The 17,226-nt window shown below is 46.5% G+C and carries 14 protein-coding genes; 10 read left to right on the top strand and 4 right to left on the bottom strand.

The annotated features are described in order from the left end of the window. Window positions 1–19: 19 nt before the first annotated feature. Window positions 20–364: a translation initiation factor gene (locus JT717_RS02765; RefSeq protein ID WP_205508652.1), complete on the top strand. Its 345-nt coding sequence runs from the start codon at window positions 20–22 to the stop codon at window positions 362–364. A 388-nt stretch (window positions 365–752) separates the two neighbouring features. Here the strand turns inward: JT717_RS02765 and JT717_RS02770 are convergent, their stop codons facing one another. Further along, window positions 753–2,204 carry an NADP-dependent isocitrate dehydrogenase gene (locus JT717_RS02770; RefSeq protein ID WP_205508653.1) on the bottom strand — a complete coding sequence of 484 codons (1,452 nt, stop codon included), beginning with the start codon at window positions 2,202–2,204 and terminating at the stop codon, window positions 753–755. 247 nt (window positions 2,205–2,451) lie between these two features. On the opposite strand from JT717_RS02770, the gene apaG reads away from it, so the two are divergent. After that, entirely contained in the window at window positions 2,452–2,838 is a 387-nt protein-coding gene (gene apaG, locus JT717_RS02775) for a Co2+/Mg2+ efflux facilitator ApaG/CorD (RefSeq protein ID WP_081170573.1), read from the top strand. A gap of 192 nt (window positions 2,839–3,030) precedes the next feature. Here the strand turns inward: apaG and JT717_RS02780 are convergent, their stop codons facing one another. Beyond that, window positions 3,031–4,845 carry a peptide MFS transporter gene (locus JT717_RS02780; RefSeq protein ID WP_205508654.1) on the bottom strand — a complete coding sequence of 605 codons (1,815 nt, stop codon included), beginning with the start codon at window positions 4,843–4,845 and terminating at the stop codon, window positions 3,031–3,033. 671 nt (window positions 4,846–5,516) lie between these two features. Here JT717_RS02780 and purD point away from each other — a divergent pair. From purD to JT717_RS02820, 8 genes are all read left to right on the top strand, one after another. Beyond that, window positions 5,517–6,797 carry a phosphoribosylamine--glycine ligase gene (gene purD / locus JT717_RS02785; RefSeq protein ID WP_205508655.1) on the top strand — a complete coding sequence of 427 codons (1,281 nt, stop codon included), beginning with the start codon at window positions 5,517–5,519 and terminating at the stop codon, window positions 6,795–6,797. A gap of 72 nt (window positions 6,798–6,869) precedes the next feature. Next, window positions 6,870–7,931, top strand: a complete 1,062-nt coding sequence (locus JT717_RS02790; protein WP_205508656.1) for a tryptophan 2,3-dioxygenase family protein — start codon at window positions 6,870–6,872, stop codon at window positions 7,929–7,931. 503 nt (window positions 7,932–8,434) lie between these two features. Next, on the top strand, window positions 8,435–9,460 hold the full coding sequence (locus JT717_RS02795; RefSeq protein WP_014223005.1) for a rod shape-determining protein: 1,026 nt from the start codon (window positions 8,435–8,437) through the stop codon (window positions 9,458–9,460). Between the two features lie 80 nt (window positions 9,461–9,540). Then, window positions 9,541–10,398 carry a rod shape-determining protein MreC gene (gene mreC / locus JT717_RS02800; RefSeq protein ID WP_205508657.1) on the top strand — a complete coding sequence of 286 codons (858 nt, stop codon included), beginning with the start codon at window positions 9,541–9,543 and terminating at the stop codon, window positions 10,396–10,398. Further along, window positions 10,395–10,928, top strand: a complete 534-nt coding sequence (locus tag JT717_RS02805) for a rod shape-determining protein MreD (RefSeq protein WP_205508658.1) — start codon at window positions 10,395–10,397, stop codon at window positions 10,926–10,928. Before mreC ends, JT717_RS02805 begins: the two co-directional genes overlap by 4 nt. A 97-nt stretch (window positions 10,929–11,025) precedes the next feature. Beyond that, complete coding sequence (mrdA, locus tag JT717_RS02810; RefSeq protein ID WP_205508659.1) at window positions 11,026–13,113, top strand: penicillin-binding protein 2; 2,088 nt, start codon at window positions 11,026–11,028, stop codon at window positions 13,111–13,113. After that, window positions 13,110–14,450: a rod shape-determining protein RodA gene (rodA, locus tag JT717_RS02815; RefSeq protein WP_205508660.1), complete on the top strand. Its 1,341-nt coding sequence runs from the start codon at window positions 13,110–13,112 to the stop codon at window positions 14,448–14,450. The genes mrdA and rodA overlap by 4 nt, the downstream gene beginning before the upstream one ends. A 45-nt stretch (window positions 14,451–14,495) precedes the next feature. Continuing rightward, a complete protein-coding gene (locus JT717_RS02820) occupies window positions 14,496–15,233 on the top strand; it encodes an MBL fold metallo-hydrolase (RefSeq protein ID WP_205508661.1) in 738 nt (245 codons plus the stop codon). A 303-nt stretch (window positions 15,234–15,536) separates the two neighbouring features. Here the strand turns inward: JT717_RS02820 and JT717_RS02825 are convergent, their stop codons facing one another. Both JT717_RS02825 and JT717_RS02830 read right to left on the bottom strand, forming a co-directional pair. Beyond that, a complete protein-coding gene (locus JT717_RS02825) occupies window positions 15,537–15,962 on the bottom strand; it encodes a hypothetical protein (protein WP_205508662.1) in 426 nt (141 codons plus the stop codon). 3 nt (window positions 15,963–15,965) lie between these two features. Next, on the bottom strand, window positions 15,966–17,195 hold the full coding sequence (locus tag JT717_RS02830; protein ID WP_205508663.1) for a hypothetical protein: 1,230 nt from the start codon (window positions 17,193–17,195) through the stop codon (window positions 15,966–15,968). Window positions 17,196–17,226: the final 31 nt, after the last annotated feature.

Genomic DNA, 17,226 nt, shown 5'->3' on the forward strand with positions numbered 1-17,226 from the left:
ACAAAAGCTGGAACTACCAATGAGTAAGAAAAACAAACCAGATAGTAAAGGTTTTGTCTATAGTACAGATCCCGATTTCAAGTTTGAAGAAGAGCAGGAAGCCGTGCATACCCTAACGCCCGAACAACAGAAATTGCGGGTATGGTTAGATACCAAACAACGCGCCGGGAAAGCGGTAACCCTGATCACCGGTTTTATTGGTACCACAGAAGATTTGGAAGACCTGGGTAAAAAGCTGAAGAATTATTGCGGCACCGGCGGTTCGGCCAAAGATGGTGAAATAATCATCCAGGGCGATCAGCGCGAGAAGGTAATGCAGTGGTTGCTGAAGAATGGGTATAAGAATAGTAAGAAAGCGGGCTGAGTCAACAGGCAATAAGCAATGGACAATTGACAATATCGTAAACCCTAATCCCTACACATGTTCGAGATTTTTCTTTTTTATTTAGGTGTGATCTTCACGCTGATCATGCTTATGTTATTCGGCTTTTTGGTAATGTATATGGTGATCTCCTTAAAATTGCTAAGGGTCAATAATAAAGAAGATAATATAAATAAAAAGCAAAGTGCACAAAGATCATTATTGCTGTCTGTCTCAGGTATGGTACTCCTGTTTTTTCTATGGATGATGATTATATTTTAAGTTAAGTTTTTAGGCTTTATATCATGCAAAAAGGATCGCCACATTTCTATTGTCGCGATCCTTTTGCCTATTGTCAATTCCCTTTTGTCTATTGTCTATTGCCTATTGATTACTGTCCGGCCGCTGAACTATACGATTTCTTATCGCCCCACATGTTCAGCAATTCAATGCTCGCGATCTTGAAATCTCCACTTAAACTAACATAGAGGCCAATGATATCCTGCTGGTTCAGCGGGTAATTATCAATGCTTTCAAAGCGCACATTGTATTGGTTTACCAGATTCGTGTAAACAGACCCGGTAGGCCATACCTGGGTGCCCCGGTTGCTGATATTGATGAGGTTGAACTTCACGCCACCATGACGCTGGCATTTTTTAGCAATAACATCCGGTTGTTCATTGCTTTCGATGAACATATCAACCCCGATGATCTTTTCATTTTCGATCTCTTTCGACTCCAGCATGGTGTTTCGTTCGAGCTTCAAAGGAGTGGGCGTTCCCGGTTTATTCGCTAATAACTCCTTGGCATTTAACTCGGGCTTTTTACCAAAATTGCTGATAATGGCTTCCGCAAACTGGGTGGTATTCAGGCTCGGTTTGCTTTTATCGCCGAAATCACCGGTGTGAATACCCTGCTCGAGCGTATACAGCAACGCGTTTTCAATTACAGCCGCATTTTCAGTAAGTCCCAGGTGACGAAGCATGGCAAAGCCGCTCAATAATAAGGCAGTGGGGTTCGCAATGTTCTTACCCGCAATATCAGGCGCTGTACCATGCACCGCTTCGAATATACAAATATGGTCGCCGATATTGGCGCTGGGCGCAAACCCCAATCCACCTACCAGGCCGGCGCAGAGGTCAGACACGATATCACCCTGCAGATTGGTCAATACCACTACATCAAATGTATCCGGGCGGGTAACCAGTTTCATACAAAGGTCGTCAACGATGATATCGTCTGCTTTCAGATCAGGATATTCCTTAGCTACTTCATAAAAGCATTCCAGGAACAGGCCATCGGTAATTTTCATGATGTTGGCCTTGTGACCACAAGTAATACGGCGGGCTTTCTTCTGGCGTGCCATTTCGAATGCATAACGGATCACCTGCATGCTTCCGGGGCGGGTAATAAAGCGCCGGCTCAATGCCACGTCATGCGTAAGCATGTGCTCTATACCACCGTAAGTATCTTCAATATTCTCACGTACCACTGTAATGTCGATGGGAATGCCGGCCTTGGAGAAAACGGTATCAACGCCGTGGAGGGTTTGAAATACGCGTTTATTGGCATAGGTATTCCAGGTTTTGCGGGCAGTAACGTTCACACTTTTAACCCCTTTGCCTTTAGGCGTTTCCATGGGTCCTTTGAACAATATGCCAAGCCGCTCGATGGTTTGCTGGGCTTCGGGCGTCATGCCGTTTGAAAAACCTTTATCGAATACCCATTTGCCCATATCTACCATTTCGTATTCAAGGGGCACCTTGTTGGCATCAAAAATTTTTAAAACGGCACTCATGATCTCGGGTCCTATGCCGTCGCCTTTAGCCACTGCAATTTTCATGTGTATTTAGTTTTTGTTTTTTATAAATAAAGCCACATGTAACTGGTCGCAATAACTAATAAATTATTACAGGTTAAGAATGAATTGGTTATCGCTAAAATTCCATGTTAGATCGATAAATTTTCGTCGATGTGAATAAATCCGGGGCAAAATTAGCTATAAACCCCACAATTCATATTAAAACGTGAATAATTGCTATGGCTGGCTTTTATTTTTGATTATCTTTAAATTCCAAACTGTTAGCGTAATGGTCTCAAAGATTTCCGAAGGCATAGAAATAAGTGTCGAAACGTTTTACCAGCCCGATTATTCCAACCCTGTATCGGGTGAGTATATGTTTGCCTATCGGATAACCATCGAAAACCACAATAATTTTCCGGTTAAGCTGCATCGCCGCCACTGGTATATTATCGATAGCAATGGCACCAACCGCGAGGTGGAAGGAGAAGGTGTGGTAGGTGTGCAACCCACGCTGCAGCCCGGTGAACGCTATCAATATGTAAGTGGTTGCAACCTGCGCAGCGAAATGGGTAAAATGCATGGCACCTACCTGATGGAGAACCTGCTGAACAAAACCTCCTTCGATGTGAACATTCCCGTTTTCGAAATGATCGTTCCGTTTAAAATGAATTAGCTAAAAAGGCATAGAGGCATAAAGGAACAGCCGCTCCGCATAGAATGATCAGATTTAAATAATAAAAAAAGGCATCCGGATCGTCCGGATGCCTTTTGCTTTTTATAAACTATTTGTATTTTTTGAAGCAAATTGAATAGTGAGCCGTAAAGTTCAATCTGCCTTTATGCCTTGTTGCCTCGTTGCCCTCTCCTAACGAACTCCATGCATCATTCTCTTCAACAGGGGCGTTAATGCATACAATAATGCCGCAGCGGCGCCGCAGAGAATTACAAACACCATGAAGAATTCGTACAGGTTGTGGATCGTAAATCCGGCGAAAGTGGGATAGGTAACAGGGATCTTTTTCTCAGCTAAAAATGCCAGTTGCTCGCCGGTCGGCTGAACGGTCTTGTCTAAGATGCCCTGTAAATTGATGCCTTTCTCGGCAGCCGTTTGATATTTATCGCCGGTAGGCGGCAACAAAGCGCCGAGGGTACCGGTCAATGCATACCCCGCCGCGTTGCCCAGGAACCAAACGCCCATTAATAAAGAACCAAAACGTTTGGGAGCCAGTTTGGCCACGAGTGACAAGCCAATGGGCGATAAACACAATTCACCCCAGGTATGCAGCAGGTATAAAATGATCAGCCAGATGATGCCGATCTTGTCTGAGGTTTCCAGTCCCTTTACCTGCGTCGCAATAATGAAATAACCCAGGCCGATCAGCAACAGACCAATGGACTGCTTTACCGTTGAAATAGGTTCCAGGCCGCGGCGCTGCAATTTCAGCCACATGATGCTGAAAGGAATGGCGAACACCACCACAAACACCCCATTGAATATTTGCACCATACTTGGAGGCATCGCCCAGCCAAGAATGCGGGTATCGGTTTGTTTATCGGCAATAAAGGTGAGCGAGGAGCCGCTTTGTTCAAAAGCCGACCAGAAGAAGATCACAAAAAAGGCCACTACATATAATACCAGGATGCGCTGGGTTTCAACCCGGGTAAGCGATTTATCGGTTAAGATAAATATGGCCAGGCTTAAACCGGCTGCATAAATGAAGGGATACACATATGTTTTGATCGGCGAAAGGCCCAGGGCTTTGAAATAAGCGCCAATGGTTGATCCGCCATCGGTGCTTGCCAAAGGATATTTTATGCTATCCCATGATAAATATTGAATAGAAAAATAAAAGATCACCAGCAGGCCGAAAAGCAGGATCACCGACTGCCTGCTGAATTTAGCGTGCGTGGCTTCGCCTTCATGAACGACGTTTTTGTCGGGTCTGGCGCCAATAGGTTCACCGGTTGGCGTAACCACATATTTATTTTTCAGGAAGAAAAAGATAATGGTGCCGAGCATCATGGCAATACTGGCTGCCAGGAATCCCCATTTAAAGGCAGTGAGGTCACGGATCACTTTCTCCGTGCCATCGGCTTGTTTAACGGTATGCACCACGTCGCCCACGAGCGGACAAATAAACTGGCCGAGGATAGCGCCGAGGTTAATACCCATATAAAATATAGTGAAGGCCGAATCGAGCTTGCTCTTTTCATTTTTAGGGTAGAGCTGGCCTACCATAGAAGAGATATTCGGTTTAAAAAAGCCGTTCCCGAATATTTGTAAACCGAGCGATGTCCACATCAGGGTTTTGGCCATCTCGAGATTCGAATCAAAAACACTGGCGCTGGTAAAAAGAACCAACTGCCCAATGGCCAGAACAGCGCCGCCTAATAGTATACAGTTCCGGTTGCCCAGGTATTTGTCGGAAATATAACCGCCCAGCATGGGGGTCAGGTAACAGAGGCCCAGATAGCCGCCATAAATAATGGAGGCGCTTTCTTCACCCATCAACAGGGCCTGCGATAAAAATAAGGCAAGCACGGTGCGCATGCCGTAAAAGTTGAACCGTTCCCACATTTCAGTGGCAAACAGTACTCCCAGGCCTTTGGGATGCCCTTTCGACGGAGGGGTTGCTTCGGTAGTGATTACTTCGGGGGTTATTGTACCGGTTTGAGCCATACAGTCATGTAATTTTTGTTTTTGAAATCAAGCAATTCGTTAGTGCAGTATTTAACGGCCCAAAATAGTGATAAATTCCATACTGCTAAAATGAGAATATCTTATAGCTATGCCAATTTTAATGTTTTGATCCGCTTTTCAGACCTGAAGATCCGTATTAACACCGCGGGTATACTTCCGTTATGTTGGGGTGTGGTTGTCGTTTGGTTGCGGTTTGGTTAGCTTTAGGTCTTCTTTACCCTTTACGTAATAAAAGAGAAATAAAAAGGTAAAGGCAATATCAAGCTAACATAACGGTCACCAGGAGAAAAGGCAAGCGGGGGGTAACCAGGGGTAAAGAAAAGGAGGTGTTGAGGTAACCGGGAGGTAAAGAAAAGGTAACTAGAGGTAACCAAAAGGTAAAGCCGAGGTAAAGAAAAGGTAAACAATAGGTAACCAAAGAGCAAAACGCTTGTGGCAGCGCATTGTTTTTCAAACATTTATATTGGTTGCCGCCTGTCTCTGGCGCTTTAATTCATAACGTTTTGAAAACCAGTGTACCAATACGGCTAAAAACGCCCGGCAAGCCTCAAAAGCCCTGGCCGCCCCTATTGTAGGTGAAAGAATTAAAATTCATTAATCCCCCCCGAATACCGAAATTCGCCGCGGCAAAACTACTTCACTTTTTAATCATGAATATTTTACTCTTAGGCTCTGGTGGCCGGGAACATGCCCTGGCCTGGAAACTTGCACAAAGTAAACAATGTGATCAGCTGTTTATTGCGCCGGGAAATGCCGGCACATCGCAGTACGGCACGAATGTAAATGTATCGATCACCGATTTTGGCGCTATCAAACAATTGGTGCTCGACAAAGGAATTTCCTTACTGGTGGTGGGTCCTGAAGAACCACTGGTGAAAGGCGTAACCGACTTTTTTAAGAAAGACGAACAGCTGCAGCAGGTTACGGTGATCGGTCCATCCCAATATGGCGCCCAGCTCGAAGGCAGCAAGGCCTTTGCGAAAAAATTCATGATCCGGCATGGCATTCCAACCGCTGCTTACCGCGAGTTTGATGAAACTAACTATGAAGAAGGAATACCCTATTTACAGCAACATGCCCTACCCATTGTATTGAAAGCCGATGGCCTGGCCGCCGGTAAGGGCGTGCTTATTTGCCAGTCGCATATTGAAGCGGTTGCCGAATATGAACTGATGCTGCAGCACAGCAAGTTTGGCGATGCCAGCAAGAAAGTGGTGATAGAAGAGTTCCTGAATGGTATCGAGCTCAGCGTATTTGTTCTTACCAATGGTAAAGAGTATGTGATCCTGCCCGAAGCCAAGGATTACAAACGGATCGGGATGGGCGATACCGGGCTGAACACCGGTGGAATGGGCGCTGTAAGCCCGGTCCCATTTGCTGATGCTACTTTCATGAAAAAGGTAGAGGAAAGAGTGATACAACCAACAGTTCGCGGTTTGGAAAAGGAGAACATCGATTATACGGGCTTCATCTTTTTTGGCCTGATCAAAGTAGGGGATGAGCCTTATGTTATTGAATACAATTGCCGCATGGGTGATCCTGAAACCGAAGTGGTGATGCCCAGGTTGAAAACCGACCTGGTGGAACTCTTTATGGCCGCCGGTAATGGTACGCTTGGCAACATAAAAATAGAACAGGACAAACGGTACGCCTGTACCGTAATGGCTGTAAGCGGTGGTTATCCCGGCAATTATGAAAAAGGATTTGTTATTGAAGGATTAAATAAACCGCTGCCTGCCGACAGCCTGGTCTTTCATGCAGGTACTGCAGAGAAAGATGGTAATGTGGTAACCAGTGGCGGCCGGGTACTGGCGGTAACTTCTTATGGTAATACAGTGAGCTCAGCCGTCGTAAAATCCAAAGAAGTGCTGAACCAGCTGTCCTTCGACGGGATGTATTACCGCCAGGATATCGGCTTCGAATTTGAATAGATATGCGAAACGCTCCTTTAAGCTTTAGGCATTTACCGTTCGGCATTTCCAGGAATGCATAAAATCGTTTAGATGCAAAAACAAGTACACTACAGTGATTATCTGCAATTAGAGAAAATACTCAATGCACAAACATTAGAAAGCGATCTGCTGCAACAGCATGCCCATGATGAAATGTTGTTCATCATCATTCACCAGGCATACGAGCTGTGGTTTAAGCAATTGCTGTACGAAATTGAATCGGTGGCGGGTATCATGCAAAACCCGGTTAATGACAATTCACCCGAATTGCAAACCGTGGTGCATCGGTTAAACCGCATGGTCACTATCTTAAAAGTAGCGGTGCACCAGATCGATATTATGGAAACCATGACCCCCATGGATTTTCTCGATTTCAGGGATATGTTGCGCCCCGCTTCAGGTTTTCAAAGCTGGCAGTTCAAGCTGGTAGAAGCTAAGCTGGGCCTCAAATACCAGCATCGCCATGGCCAGGAATACTATATTTCGCAGTTAAGACAGGAACAGATCGATCTTATCAGGAAAGTAGAAAGCGAAAAGTCGTTTATTGAACTGCTGAACGCCTGGCTCGAACGCATGCCCTTTTTTGAAGAAACAGATAACTGGAGGAATTTCAAGGCTGTGACAACCGTGCCGGCGATGGAAGAATGGGAGGGTGGCCGGTCACCTTTCTGGACCGATTACCGCAATATTTATTCCGGCGGGCTGGCCGAAGCGGAACAAGGCAACCTGCAGTATTTTGATTCGGTATTTTCCGATGCCGCGGGTAAAAGCGAAGAGCGGCAGTTATCGCCGCGGGCCAGCCGGGCGGCCCTCTTCATCATGTTGTACAGGGGCTACCCTATACTGCAGCTTCCTTTTCAGCTGCTGAATGCCTTGCTTGAAATTGACGAACAGCTGAGCACCTGGCGGTATCGCCACATGAACATGGTGCACCGCATGATCGGTACACGCATCGGTACCGGCGGCAGCACCGGCCGCGATTACCTGAAAGGCGCCCTGGACAAACACTATATTTTCGTTGAAATAGCCCGCCTTACCAGTTTCCTGATCGAAAGAAAGAAATTGCCGGTGTTGAGTGCCGAGATGGAAAAGCGACTGGGATTTGTGGGTTAAGCGATTATGAATCGTTTATTGCCCGGCGTGGTCATGGCAGGAAGGCGGAAGCAGGCAACGACAAAATGCAGCCGATCCGGGTATTAGTACGCAAAATGGCTGCATGTGATTTATACGGCGACAGTAAGTAAGTTGGTGAAAAAAGTGGTCGGTAACCCAGGGTGGTTTTTCAGAAAAATGAGATCGTCAACCGGCATCAAAAACAGCTTTCAAACTATTTAAACCAGAGCCAACAATTAACGTTTCTGTATAACGTTAGTTCAATAACTTTTCCCGCGTTTTTGTGCGGTACAACCAAGGTAGAAAATGCAGGATAAGATATAACACAGAATAGCAATACACAGCCTTCCGCGCCGGAACTGTAGCGGAAAGCAGTAACAACGATAAGCGAATTTTGTACCAGAAAAAAAATACTTGATCCTGTAAAGGTTGTGCTTTGTTAATTCGAATTATTTGCTTCAATTTTGCATGCATTACATTCAATCCAAAATCTGACCTTCTAAATGGGCTTATTCAACTTTTTCACCCAGGAGATTGCCATCGATCTGGGCACTGCCAATACCCTAATCATACATAATGACGAAGTAGTGGTGAATGAACCGAGTATTGTTGCGCTTGACCGAAATAACCCCAAAACGGTACTTGCAGTAGGGAAACGGGCTTTGATGATGCATGAAAAGACCCATGAGAGCATCCGCACGGTGCGCCCCCTGAAGGACGGAGTAATCGCCGACTTTAACGCTGCTGAATTAATGATCCGGGAAATGATCAAAATGATCTATCCCAAAAAACCTTTGTTCCCCCCAAGCTGGCGGATGATGATCTGTATCCCCTCAAGCATTACCGAGGTAGAAAAAAGAGCGGTACGTGACAGTGCCGAGCAAGCCGGCGCCAAGGAAGTTTACCTGTTGCACGAGCCCATGGCAGCAGCCCTTGGAATTGGAATTGATGTAGAGGAGCCGGTTGGTAACATGATCATTGACATTGGCGGTGGTACAACGGGAATTACCGTGATCGCCCTGGCCGGTATTGTTTGTGATCAGAGTATCCGTATTGCCGGTGATGAATTCACTGCCGATATTATGGAGGCCCTTCGCCGCTACCATAGCCTGTTGATCGGTGAACGTACTGCCGAGCAGATAAAAATAAACATCGGTGCGGCAATGAAAGACCTGGATAACCCACCGGATGATATTCCTGTAAACGGTCGTGACCTGGTAACCGGTATTCCCAAACAGATCATGGTCAGCTACCAGGAAATAGCCGAAGCGCTCGATAAAAGCATTTTTAAGATCGAAGAAGCGATCCTGAAAGCGCTCGAAATGACCCCGCCCGAGCTGGCTGCTGATATTTACAGACGCGGTTTATACCTTACCGGCGGCGGAGCCTTGCTGCGCGGACTGGATAAACGCTTAAGCCAAAAAATTAAATTGCCTGTGCATGTGGCTGATGATCCGTTAAAAAGCGTTGTGCGCGGAACCGGCCTGGCGCTGAAAAATTATGATCGCTATCCGTTTGTGATGCGGTAGTTGGTCCTGATACTTTCAACATTGCAAAAATCCTGTTTGAAGAAGCCAACAGGATTTTGAATTTTCTAAATTTTCTGCAGGTGCGTAATATTTTTCTCTTCATCAGGAGGTACTTCAATTTTGTATTCTTCGTGGTGCTGCAGATTGCGGCCCTGTACATCCTTTTTCACTATAATAAATTCCATGAGGCTGTTTTTTCAGGGGTTGCCAATGAATTAACCGGCAGCATCGGTGGCAAATACAACAACGTTACCTATTACTTTCACCTGAAAAAGACGAACGACGCACTCGCCAAAGAGAACGAGGAACTGCGTAACAAGCTGCTTACCAACTTCGAAAGTCCCGATACAACCCAGAAATTAGTACAGGATACGGTTCCCTTCGACACGCTGGGGCATTTTCGCAAATACCTGTACCGCAGCGCCCGGGTTGTTAACAATACCGTTAGCCTGCCCAATAACACCCTTACCATCAACAGGGGCGAAAAACAGGGCATTCATAAAAATATGGGCGTTATCAGTCCCTCCGGCGTGGTAGGGGTGGTGATCAATACCAGCAGCAATTATGCAGTGGTAATGAGCCTCTTACACCGCCAATCAAAAGTATATGCCAGTCTTAAGAAAACCGGCGAGACCGGCCAGGTATTCTGGGATGGTAATAGTCCGTTATATATTACCCTGAAGAACATACCTAAAAGCGCCCAGGTGGCTAAAGGCGATTCGGTGGTTACCAGCCAATATGCTTCTTACCGTTTTCCACAGGGTATATTAGTTGGCACTGTAATGGATGTAGTTGACGACAAAACCAGCAGCTTTTATACATTACGGTTAAAACCGGCTACCAATTTCTTTAATGTGCAGTATGTTACGGTGATTGAAAATCTGTTGAAGGACGAGCAGGCCAAGCTGGAAGAAGAAACCAATAAAATTAACCAATGAGCGACCTGGTACGTAATACGATTCGGTTTGTTTTGTTTATTCTGGTGCAGTATTATGTATTGTTCCAGATACGCCCCCTGCACGAGTTTGTAGTACCGTACATATATTACCTGTATGTGCTCTGGCTGCCCTTTAGCCTGGGCAGAATGAGCCTGATGCTCGTGAGCTTTTTGTTTGGCCTTACCCTGGACTATTTCACCCAAACCCCCGGTTTGCATGCTGCCGCCTGCACCCTGATCGCCTATCTGCGCGGTTTTGTGGTAAATATTCTGATACCCCAGGAAGGCGCTGAACAGAACTACAGATCGCCATCCCCGGTAAGTATGGGATGGGCCCCGTATGCGATCTATGTGGTTGTTTTAACGCTGCTGCATCATGCCTATCTCGTATTACTTGAATGGCTGCAATTTGGATCATTCCTGTTCTTCCTGGGAAAAGTGTTGGCAACATCTGGCGTCAGTTTGATGTTAATACTTATTACCGAGCTGCTTTTCTTCCGGAAAGAGAAATTCCGGACGAACACGGCCTAGGCCTGGCGCCCCGCGGCCCAAAAAAGATTTAACTTCGTTTACAATAAATTATTCATTTTTTCTTTGGTAATTAGTGCTGTAATGTACTTTAAGTCCTATGTCTGTATTTAATCAGTCAAGAAGTAATATAATTCGCCTGATATTCCTTGGACTCTTCCTCATTATCGTAGTTCAGTTATTTAATCTTCAGATCATTCAGGGCAAATACAAGCAACTGGCTATGGATAATGCGGTGTTTGCCAAGGTAAAATATCCTGACCGGGGTATCATTTATGACCGGAAGAACCGGCCTATATTAAATAACACCATCATGTATGACCTGGTGGTAGTACCTAATGAGGCGCGAAAAACTGATACATTCGGTTTGTGTGAGATCCTCGGTATCGATACCGCAGAATTTAAAAAACGGATCCTGGAGGCACGTATAAAGAACGGGCCTTACCGTCCTTCCATTTTTGAAGACCTGTTGGAACCGCAATTACAGGCCCGTCTGGATGAGAATATCTGGAAATTCCCGGGTTTTGCCCTGGTAGAACGTCCGGTTCGGGTATACCCCTTCAATGCAGCTGCCCATATTATGGGATACATCGGGGAGGCAGACTCCAATATCATCAAACGCTCGGGCGGTTTTTACCATATGGGCGACTATGTGGGCCGTAACGGTATGGAAGCCTATTATGAAAGAGTGCTGATGGGCCAGCGCGGCGTTGAGTTCCTGCTGAAAGACAACAAGAACCGCCTGGTGGGAAATTATGAAAAAGGCCGCTTTGATACGCCCGCGATCCGGGGCCGTAACCTGCATACCTATATCGACATTGAGCTGCAGCAGCTCGCTGAGAAACTGATCAGCGGCAAAGTAGGCTCCGTGGTAGCGCTTGATCCTAAAACCGGGGGCATCCTGGCCATGGCTTCAGGTCCTAATTTCGATCCGAATGCGTTAACGGGGCCAGACAAACAAACGAACTACACGAAAATGGTGCTCGATGTTTCGGCGCCTTTGTTGAACCGGGCCATCAAAGGACAGTATCCGCCAGGCTCAACCTATAAACCCCTGGGTGCATTGATCGCATTGGATGAAGGCGTCATCAGCCCATCAAGTGGTATAGGATGTACCGGCGCTTATTATGGTTGTAACCGGGTCGTTCGTTGTACAGAACACTGGCAGGGGCACTCTGCTAATTTGCGGCTGTCCATTGCCTGGTCCTGCAACTCCTTCTTTTCAGACGTTTTCAGAAGAACCCTCGATAACCCGGCCTATCACAGTTCGCGTGCGGGGCTTGTAAAGTGGACGGAATACATGCGGGCTTTCGGTATGGGGCATCGCATCGGGGTCGACCTGCCCAGTGAAGACGGCGGCAATGTGCCCGACACCACCCAATATGATAAAGAATACCGGCGCTCCTGGAACTCCTGTACCATGGTTACCATCGGTATCGGGCAGGATAAATTGACCGTTACGCCTTTACAGATGGCCAACACCATGGCTATCATCGCGAACAAAGGATTTTATTACATACCGCATTTTGTAAAGAATATTGAAAACGAAACAGAGAAAGACACCGTATTGAACAAATTCCGGCAAAAACATGAGGTACTGACCCATATTCCCGATGATGTATATGAGATCGTGCAGGATGGCATGCAGGATGTGGTGGAGAACGGTACGGCGAAGGTCGCCCGCATTCCGGGAATTAATATCTGCGCCAAAACAGGTACTGCCGAAAACAAACGCGGCCTTGATGGAAAAGTGATCCAGTTAAAAGATAACTCCATGTTCGTATGTTTCGCCCCGCGCGAAGATCCCAAGATCTGTGTGGCGGTGGTAGTGGAGAATGCGGGCTACGGCGCCACCTGGGCAGCACCTATCGGATCATTGATCGTGGAAAAATACCTTACCGATTCTCTCAGAACGGAACGTATGGCCGAAGTGAAACGCATTTCGGAGGCCAACATTATGCCCGACTTTTTGCCCCGGGTACAATTCATAACGGATTCCACAAGAGCCTGGAAATGGTTTAACCTGACCAAAGACAGCGCTTATATAAGAAAGTATATGCCAACGCATAACGGGATAAGAAGAACGGCTCCTTTGCCGGCTTCCAATGTGGTGACATCTGTAAGGGATCAGATGATCAATAAGAATTTATATGCAAAACGATCAACGACCGATAAAAATAATCCATGAACAACCAGCGTAATCCTACCATCTCAAAAGGGGTTGATACAACCCTGATCTGGCTGTATTTGCTCCTGGTTGCGATCGGGTTGCTGAGTATCTTCTCCGTGACCTATCACGAAGGAGATGATGTGCTGCGCAGCTTTTTGAACTTTAAAACAGATTACAGCAAGCAGCTGATCTTTTTTGCAGTATCCCTGCTTATTGGCTTATTCATCCTGCTCACCGACAGTAAATTCTTTACTGCTACAGCCAATATCTGGTATGCATTCGGCATCCTGCTACTGCTATTGGTGTTTCCTTTTCATACGAATGTACACGGTACGGAATCTATTATCCGTTTGGGCGGCTTCAATTTACAGCCTGCGGAGCTGGCGAAATTATTTGTGTGCCTGGCGCTGGCAAAATACCTGTCGCGCGTAGAAACGGATTTTAATAAAACAAGCTCGCACCTGATGGCAGCGGGCATTATCTTTTTACCGGCACTGATCACGATCGCACAAAAGGAGACCGGGCTTGCCCTGGTATTCCTAGCTTTCTTCCTGGTGATGTTCCGGGAAGGATTACCCGCCGGTTACCTGATCGTTGGTTTTTCGCTGGCTGTGCTGGTAGTAGCTACCTTGTTATTGGATAAGAACGTACTGGCGATCATCTTAACGGCCATTGCCATTCTTACCATCTATTTTGGCTGGCGTTTTACCAGGCAACGCCGCGAACTGGTGATCATTGTGGCCGTGGTATGGGCCTGCTGCGTGGGCGTACAACGCTTTGCCGTTCCTTTCATATTTACCAAGGTGTTACAGAAGCACCAGGTTGAACGCATCTTCTCGCTTATCGGCCGGGAGAACCCCTATGCGAAGTTGAATACGGTAGAAGGCGACGAAGCGCCGGTGGCTGTGAAAAAGGACACGGACTATAACGTGCGGCAAAGCAAGATCGCCATTGGTAGTGGTGGCTTTGCAGGCCGCGGGTTCTTGAAAGGAACGCAGACCCGGTTTGATTTTGTACCCGAACAACGTACCGACTTTATCTTCTGTACCATCGGCGAAGGCTTCGGCTTTATAGGCTGTGTGGCCGTGCTGGGCATTTATATCTTTTTATTATTGCGGATCGTAAATATGGCCGAACGGCAACGAAGTGTGTTCAGCCGCTGTTATGCATATGGCGTGGCTTCCGTTTTCTTCTTCCATATTGCGATCAACATTTGTATGACCATTGGTCTGGCCCCGGTGATCGGTATTCCGTTACCATTCATAAGTTATGGCGGTACTTCGCTGATCTCATTTTCTACGATGTTGTTCATTCTGGTGCGGCTGGATGCAGACCGGCAGATGGTGTTGAGATAATTAGCTAATGGAACGCAAGCCATATGTTTTCAAACAAACAAGAACATGAAAGTTATTCCCCTGAGCGAAGGCACCTTTACGATAGATAAAACAAAACAATTTGTTCCTTTCGATACTGGTAAAGATGATCTGCAGGAAAGGCCGGTAGGCAGCCTGCTGGTAGAAATTCAGCCATTTGTGGTTGTTACTTCAGAAGATGTGTTGCTGCTGGATACGGGCCTGGGTTTCACCAATGCGCAGGGCCGCTTACAATTGCATCAGAATTTAATGGATAATGGCATCAATCCCGGTGAGGTGACGAAAGTGCTGATGACGCATTTGCATAAAGATCATGCCGGCGGCGTGGCCATGGGATCGGGGTCTGAGCGAACGCTCAGCTTTCCGCAGGCCCGTTATTATATTCAGAAAAAGGAAATGGAGTATGTATATGAGAAAGGGTTCCCTTCTTATATACCTGAAGAGCTGGATATTCTGAAAAATGCATCGCAGGTAGAATGGCTCGATGGCAACGGGGTTATTGATGGGTACATAAAATATGAAATAACCGGAGCACATAGCAAGTTCCACCAGGTATACTGGATCGTTGATGGCGGTGAAACGGTATTCTTTGGCGGCGATGATGCACCTCAGCTACAACAAATGCGCAGCCGCTTCATTGCCAAATATGATTATGATGGAAAAAAATGTATGGAGCTGCGCCAGCAGTGGTGGGAGCAAGGGGAACAGGAGAAATGGATGTTCCTTTTCTATCATGATGTGCAAAATCCTGTGTGGGAGTTTTAAGTCAATTGGCAATGGGCAATAGGCAATAGACAATACCGCAATGGGCAATAGGCAATTGGCAATGGGCAATGGGCAATAGGCAATTGGCAATGGGCAATACAGCAATAGGCAACATGCAATAGGCAATGGGCAACTCGGCAATGGGCAATAGGCGATTGGCAAACGGCAATACAGCAATGGGCAACATGCAATAGGCAACATGCAATGGGCAATAGGCAATTGGCAAACGGCAATAGACAAAAAAGGCCTGCCCTGGAAAGAGCCGGCCATTGCTAACCTATGAAAAACACCTAGTTTGATTTCTTACTGCCGCAAAGATTTCCGGTTCTCCATGCGTTGCATCCTGCGTTCCATCAGTTCTTTTTGCAGCACGGTGCCGAATTCTTTTTCAGCTTTAAAGAATGTATTTACTTTTTCAGAGGACAGGGCCTTGCTAAATTCCCCATTGTACCTCTTACGGATATTCAATAGTTTTTCTTCTGTAGGAATTTCTCCTTCCTTATTCTGACGCGCATCTATCCTTGTTTTCCGGATCTCGTTCATATACTGGTTGTATATGGGCCAAAACCGCTGCGCTTCATCGGTGCTGAGGTTTAGTTTTTTAGTGAGATACGCGATCTTCAATGCCTCAATACGGCCACCGGCGCCTCTTTCCTTGTCATCATCCTGTGCAGAGGATGAAACCGACACGCCCAACGCAATCAGTATTATGAGTATAAATTTTTTCATGGTTTAGTTAGTTTGAATGTCTTTTACCGTGCTGTATTTCTCAAGATATTGCTGCAGATCTTCATCCGTTACATCGGCCAGCATATCTTTCATATCACTGGCATCCATTTCGTCGGCAGCTATAGTAGCCGCTATCACTGTTTCTGAGGGGGCAGGGGGCTGGTTCTCGAGATAATTTTCCAGCATTTCCTCGCTGATATTATCGAGCTGGGCAGCCACAGCACGCCCGGCTTTATCTGATGTTTTATTACTGTTGTTCAGATACAATAAACCTGCAGTAAGGATCAGGCCGCCTACTATTGCGGCTGCAGCATACCGTAATACCCGGCGCGGAAAGCTCATAGCTACAACCTTGCTTGTTTGCTGCGCTTTAACCGCTTTTAATACCTGCCCGGGCAGTTGTTCAAAATAACCTGCAGGAACTTCATATACCTGTATCCTGTTTAAACCTTTCATCAGGGGCGACAGGTTCTCCAATTCTCCATTCACAAATTCAATGGCCTGTGCGCCGGCTGCTGCATTCTCACCCAGCTCGTCGAAATAACCGGCCGGTGTGCTGAAAGGCATTTGTTTACCAATTTGGCTCAGTAAAGGCGATAATAGTTCCAGCTCATCATTTGCATTATCGGTAGCGCTTGCTTTAAAGCGGATTTCTTCTTCCTTTACGCGTTGCAGCATCGTATTGGCGAAGCCTTCAAAATATCCGTCGGGCGTCTGGTAAGGATTGTTGTTAGCGGCTTGCAAAGCAGGTGAAAGGCTTATTTCTTCTTCCTTTACGCGTTGCAGCATCGTATTGGCGAAGCCTTCAAAATATCCTTCGGGCGCCTGGTAAGGATTGTTGTTAGCGGCTTGCAAAGCAGGTGAAAGGCTTATTTCTTCTTCCTTTACGCGTTGCAGCATCGTATTGGCGAAGCCTTCAAAATATCCTTCGGGCGCCTGGTAAGGATTGTTGTTAGCGGTTTGCAAAGCAGGTGAAAGAGTTATTTCTTCTTCCTTTACGCGTTGCAGCATCACATTGGCGAAGCCTTCAAAATATCCTTCGGGCACCTGGTAAGGATTGATCGATTGTGGTAAAACAGGGCTATTGGCTGCTGCCCTGGCCAGTTGTAAGAGCTGGTCAGCCAGCCCTTCAAAGTACCCGGCAGGTACTGCATAAGGAGGCTGGTGGCTGATCTCAGCAACGACCGGGCTGATCTCCCTCAATTCTTTCAATATGATATTCCTGCTTTCCATTTTGCACCAACTGAGACGTATTTTGTTAATT

The organism is Longitalea arenae, from assembly GCF_016924755.1.
GTDB lineage: Bacteria > Bacteroidota > Bacteroidia > Chitinophagales > Chitinophagaceae > Niastella > Niastella arenae.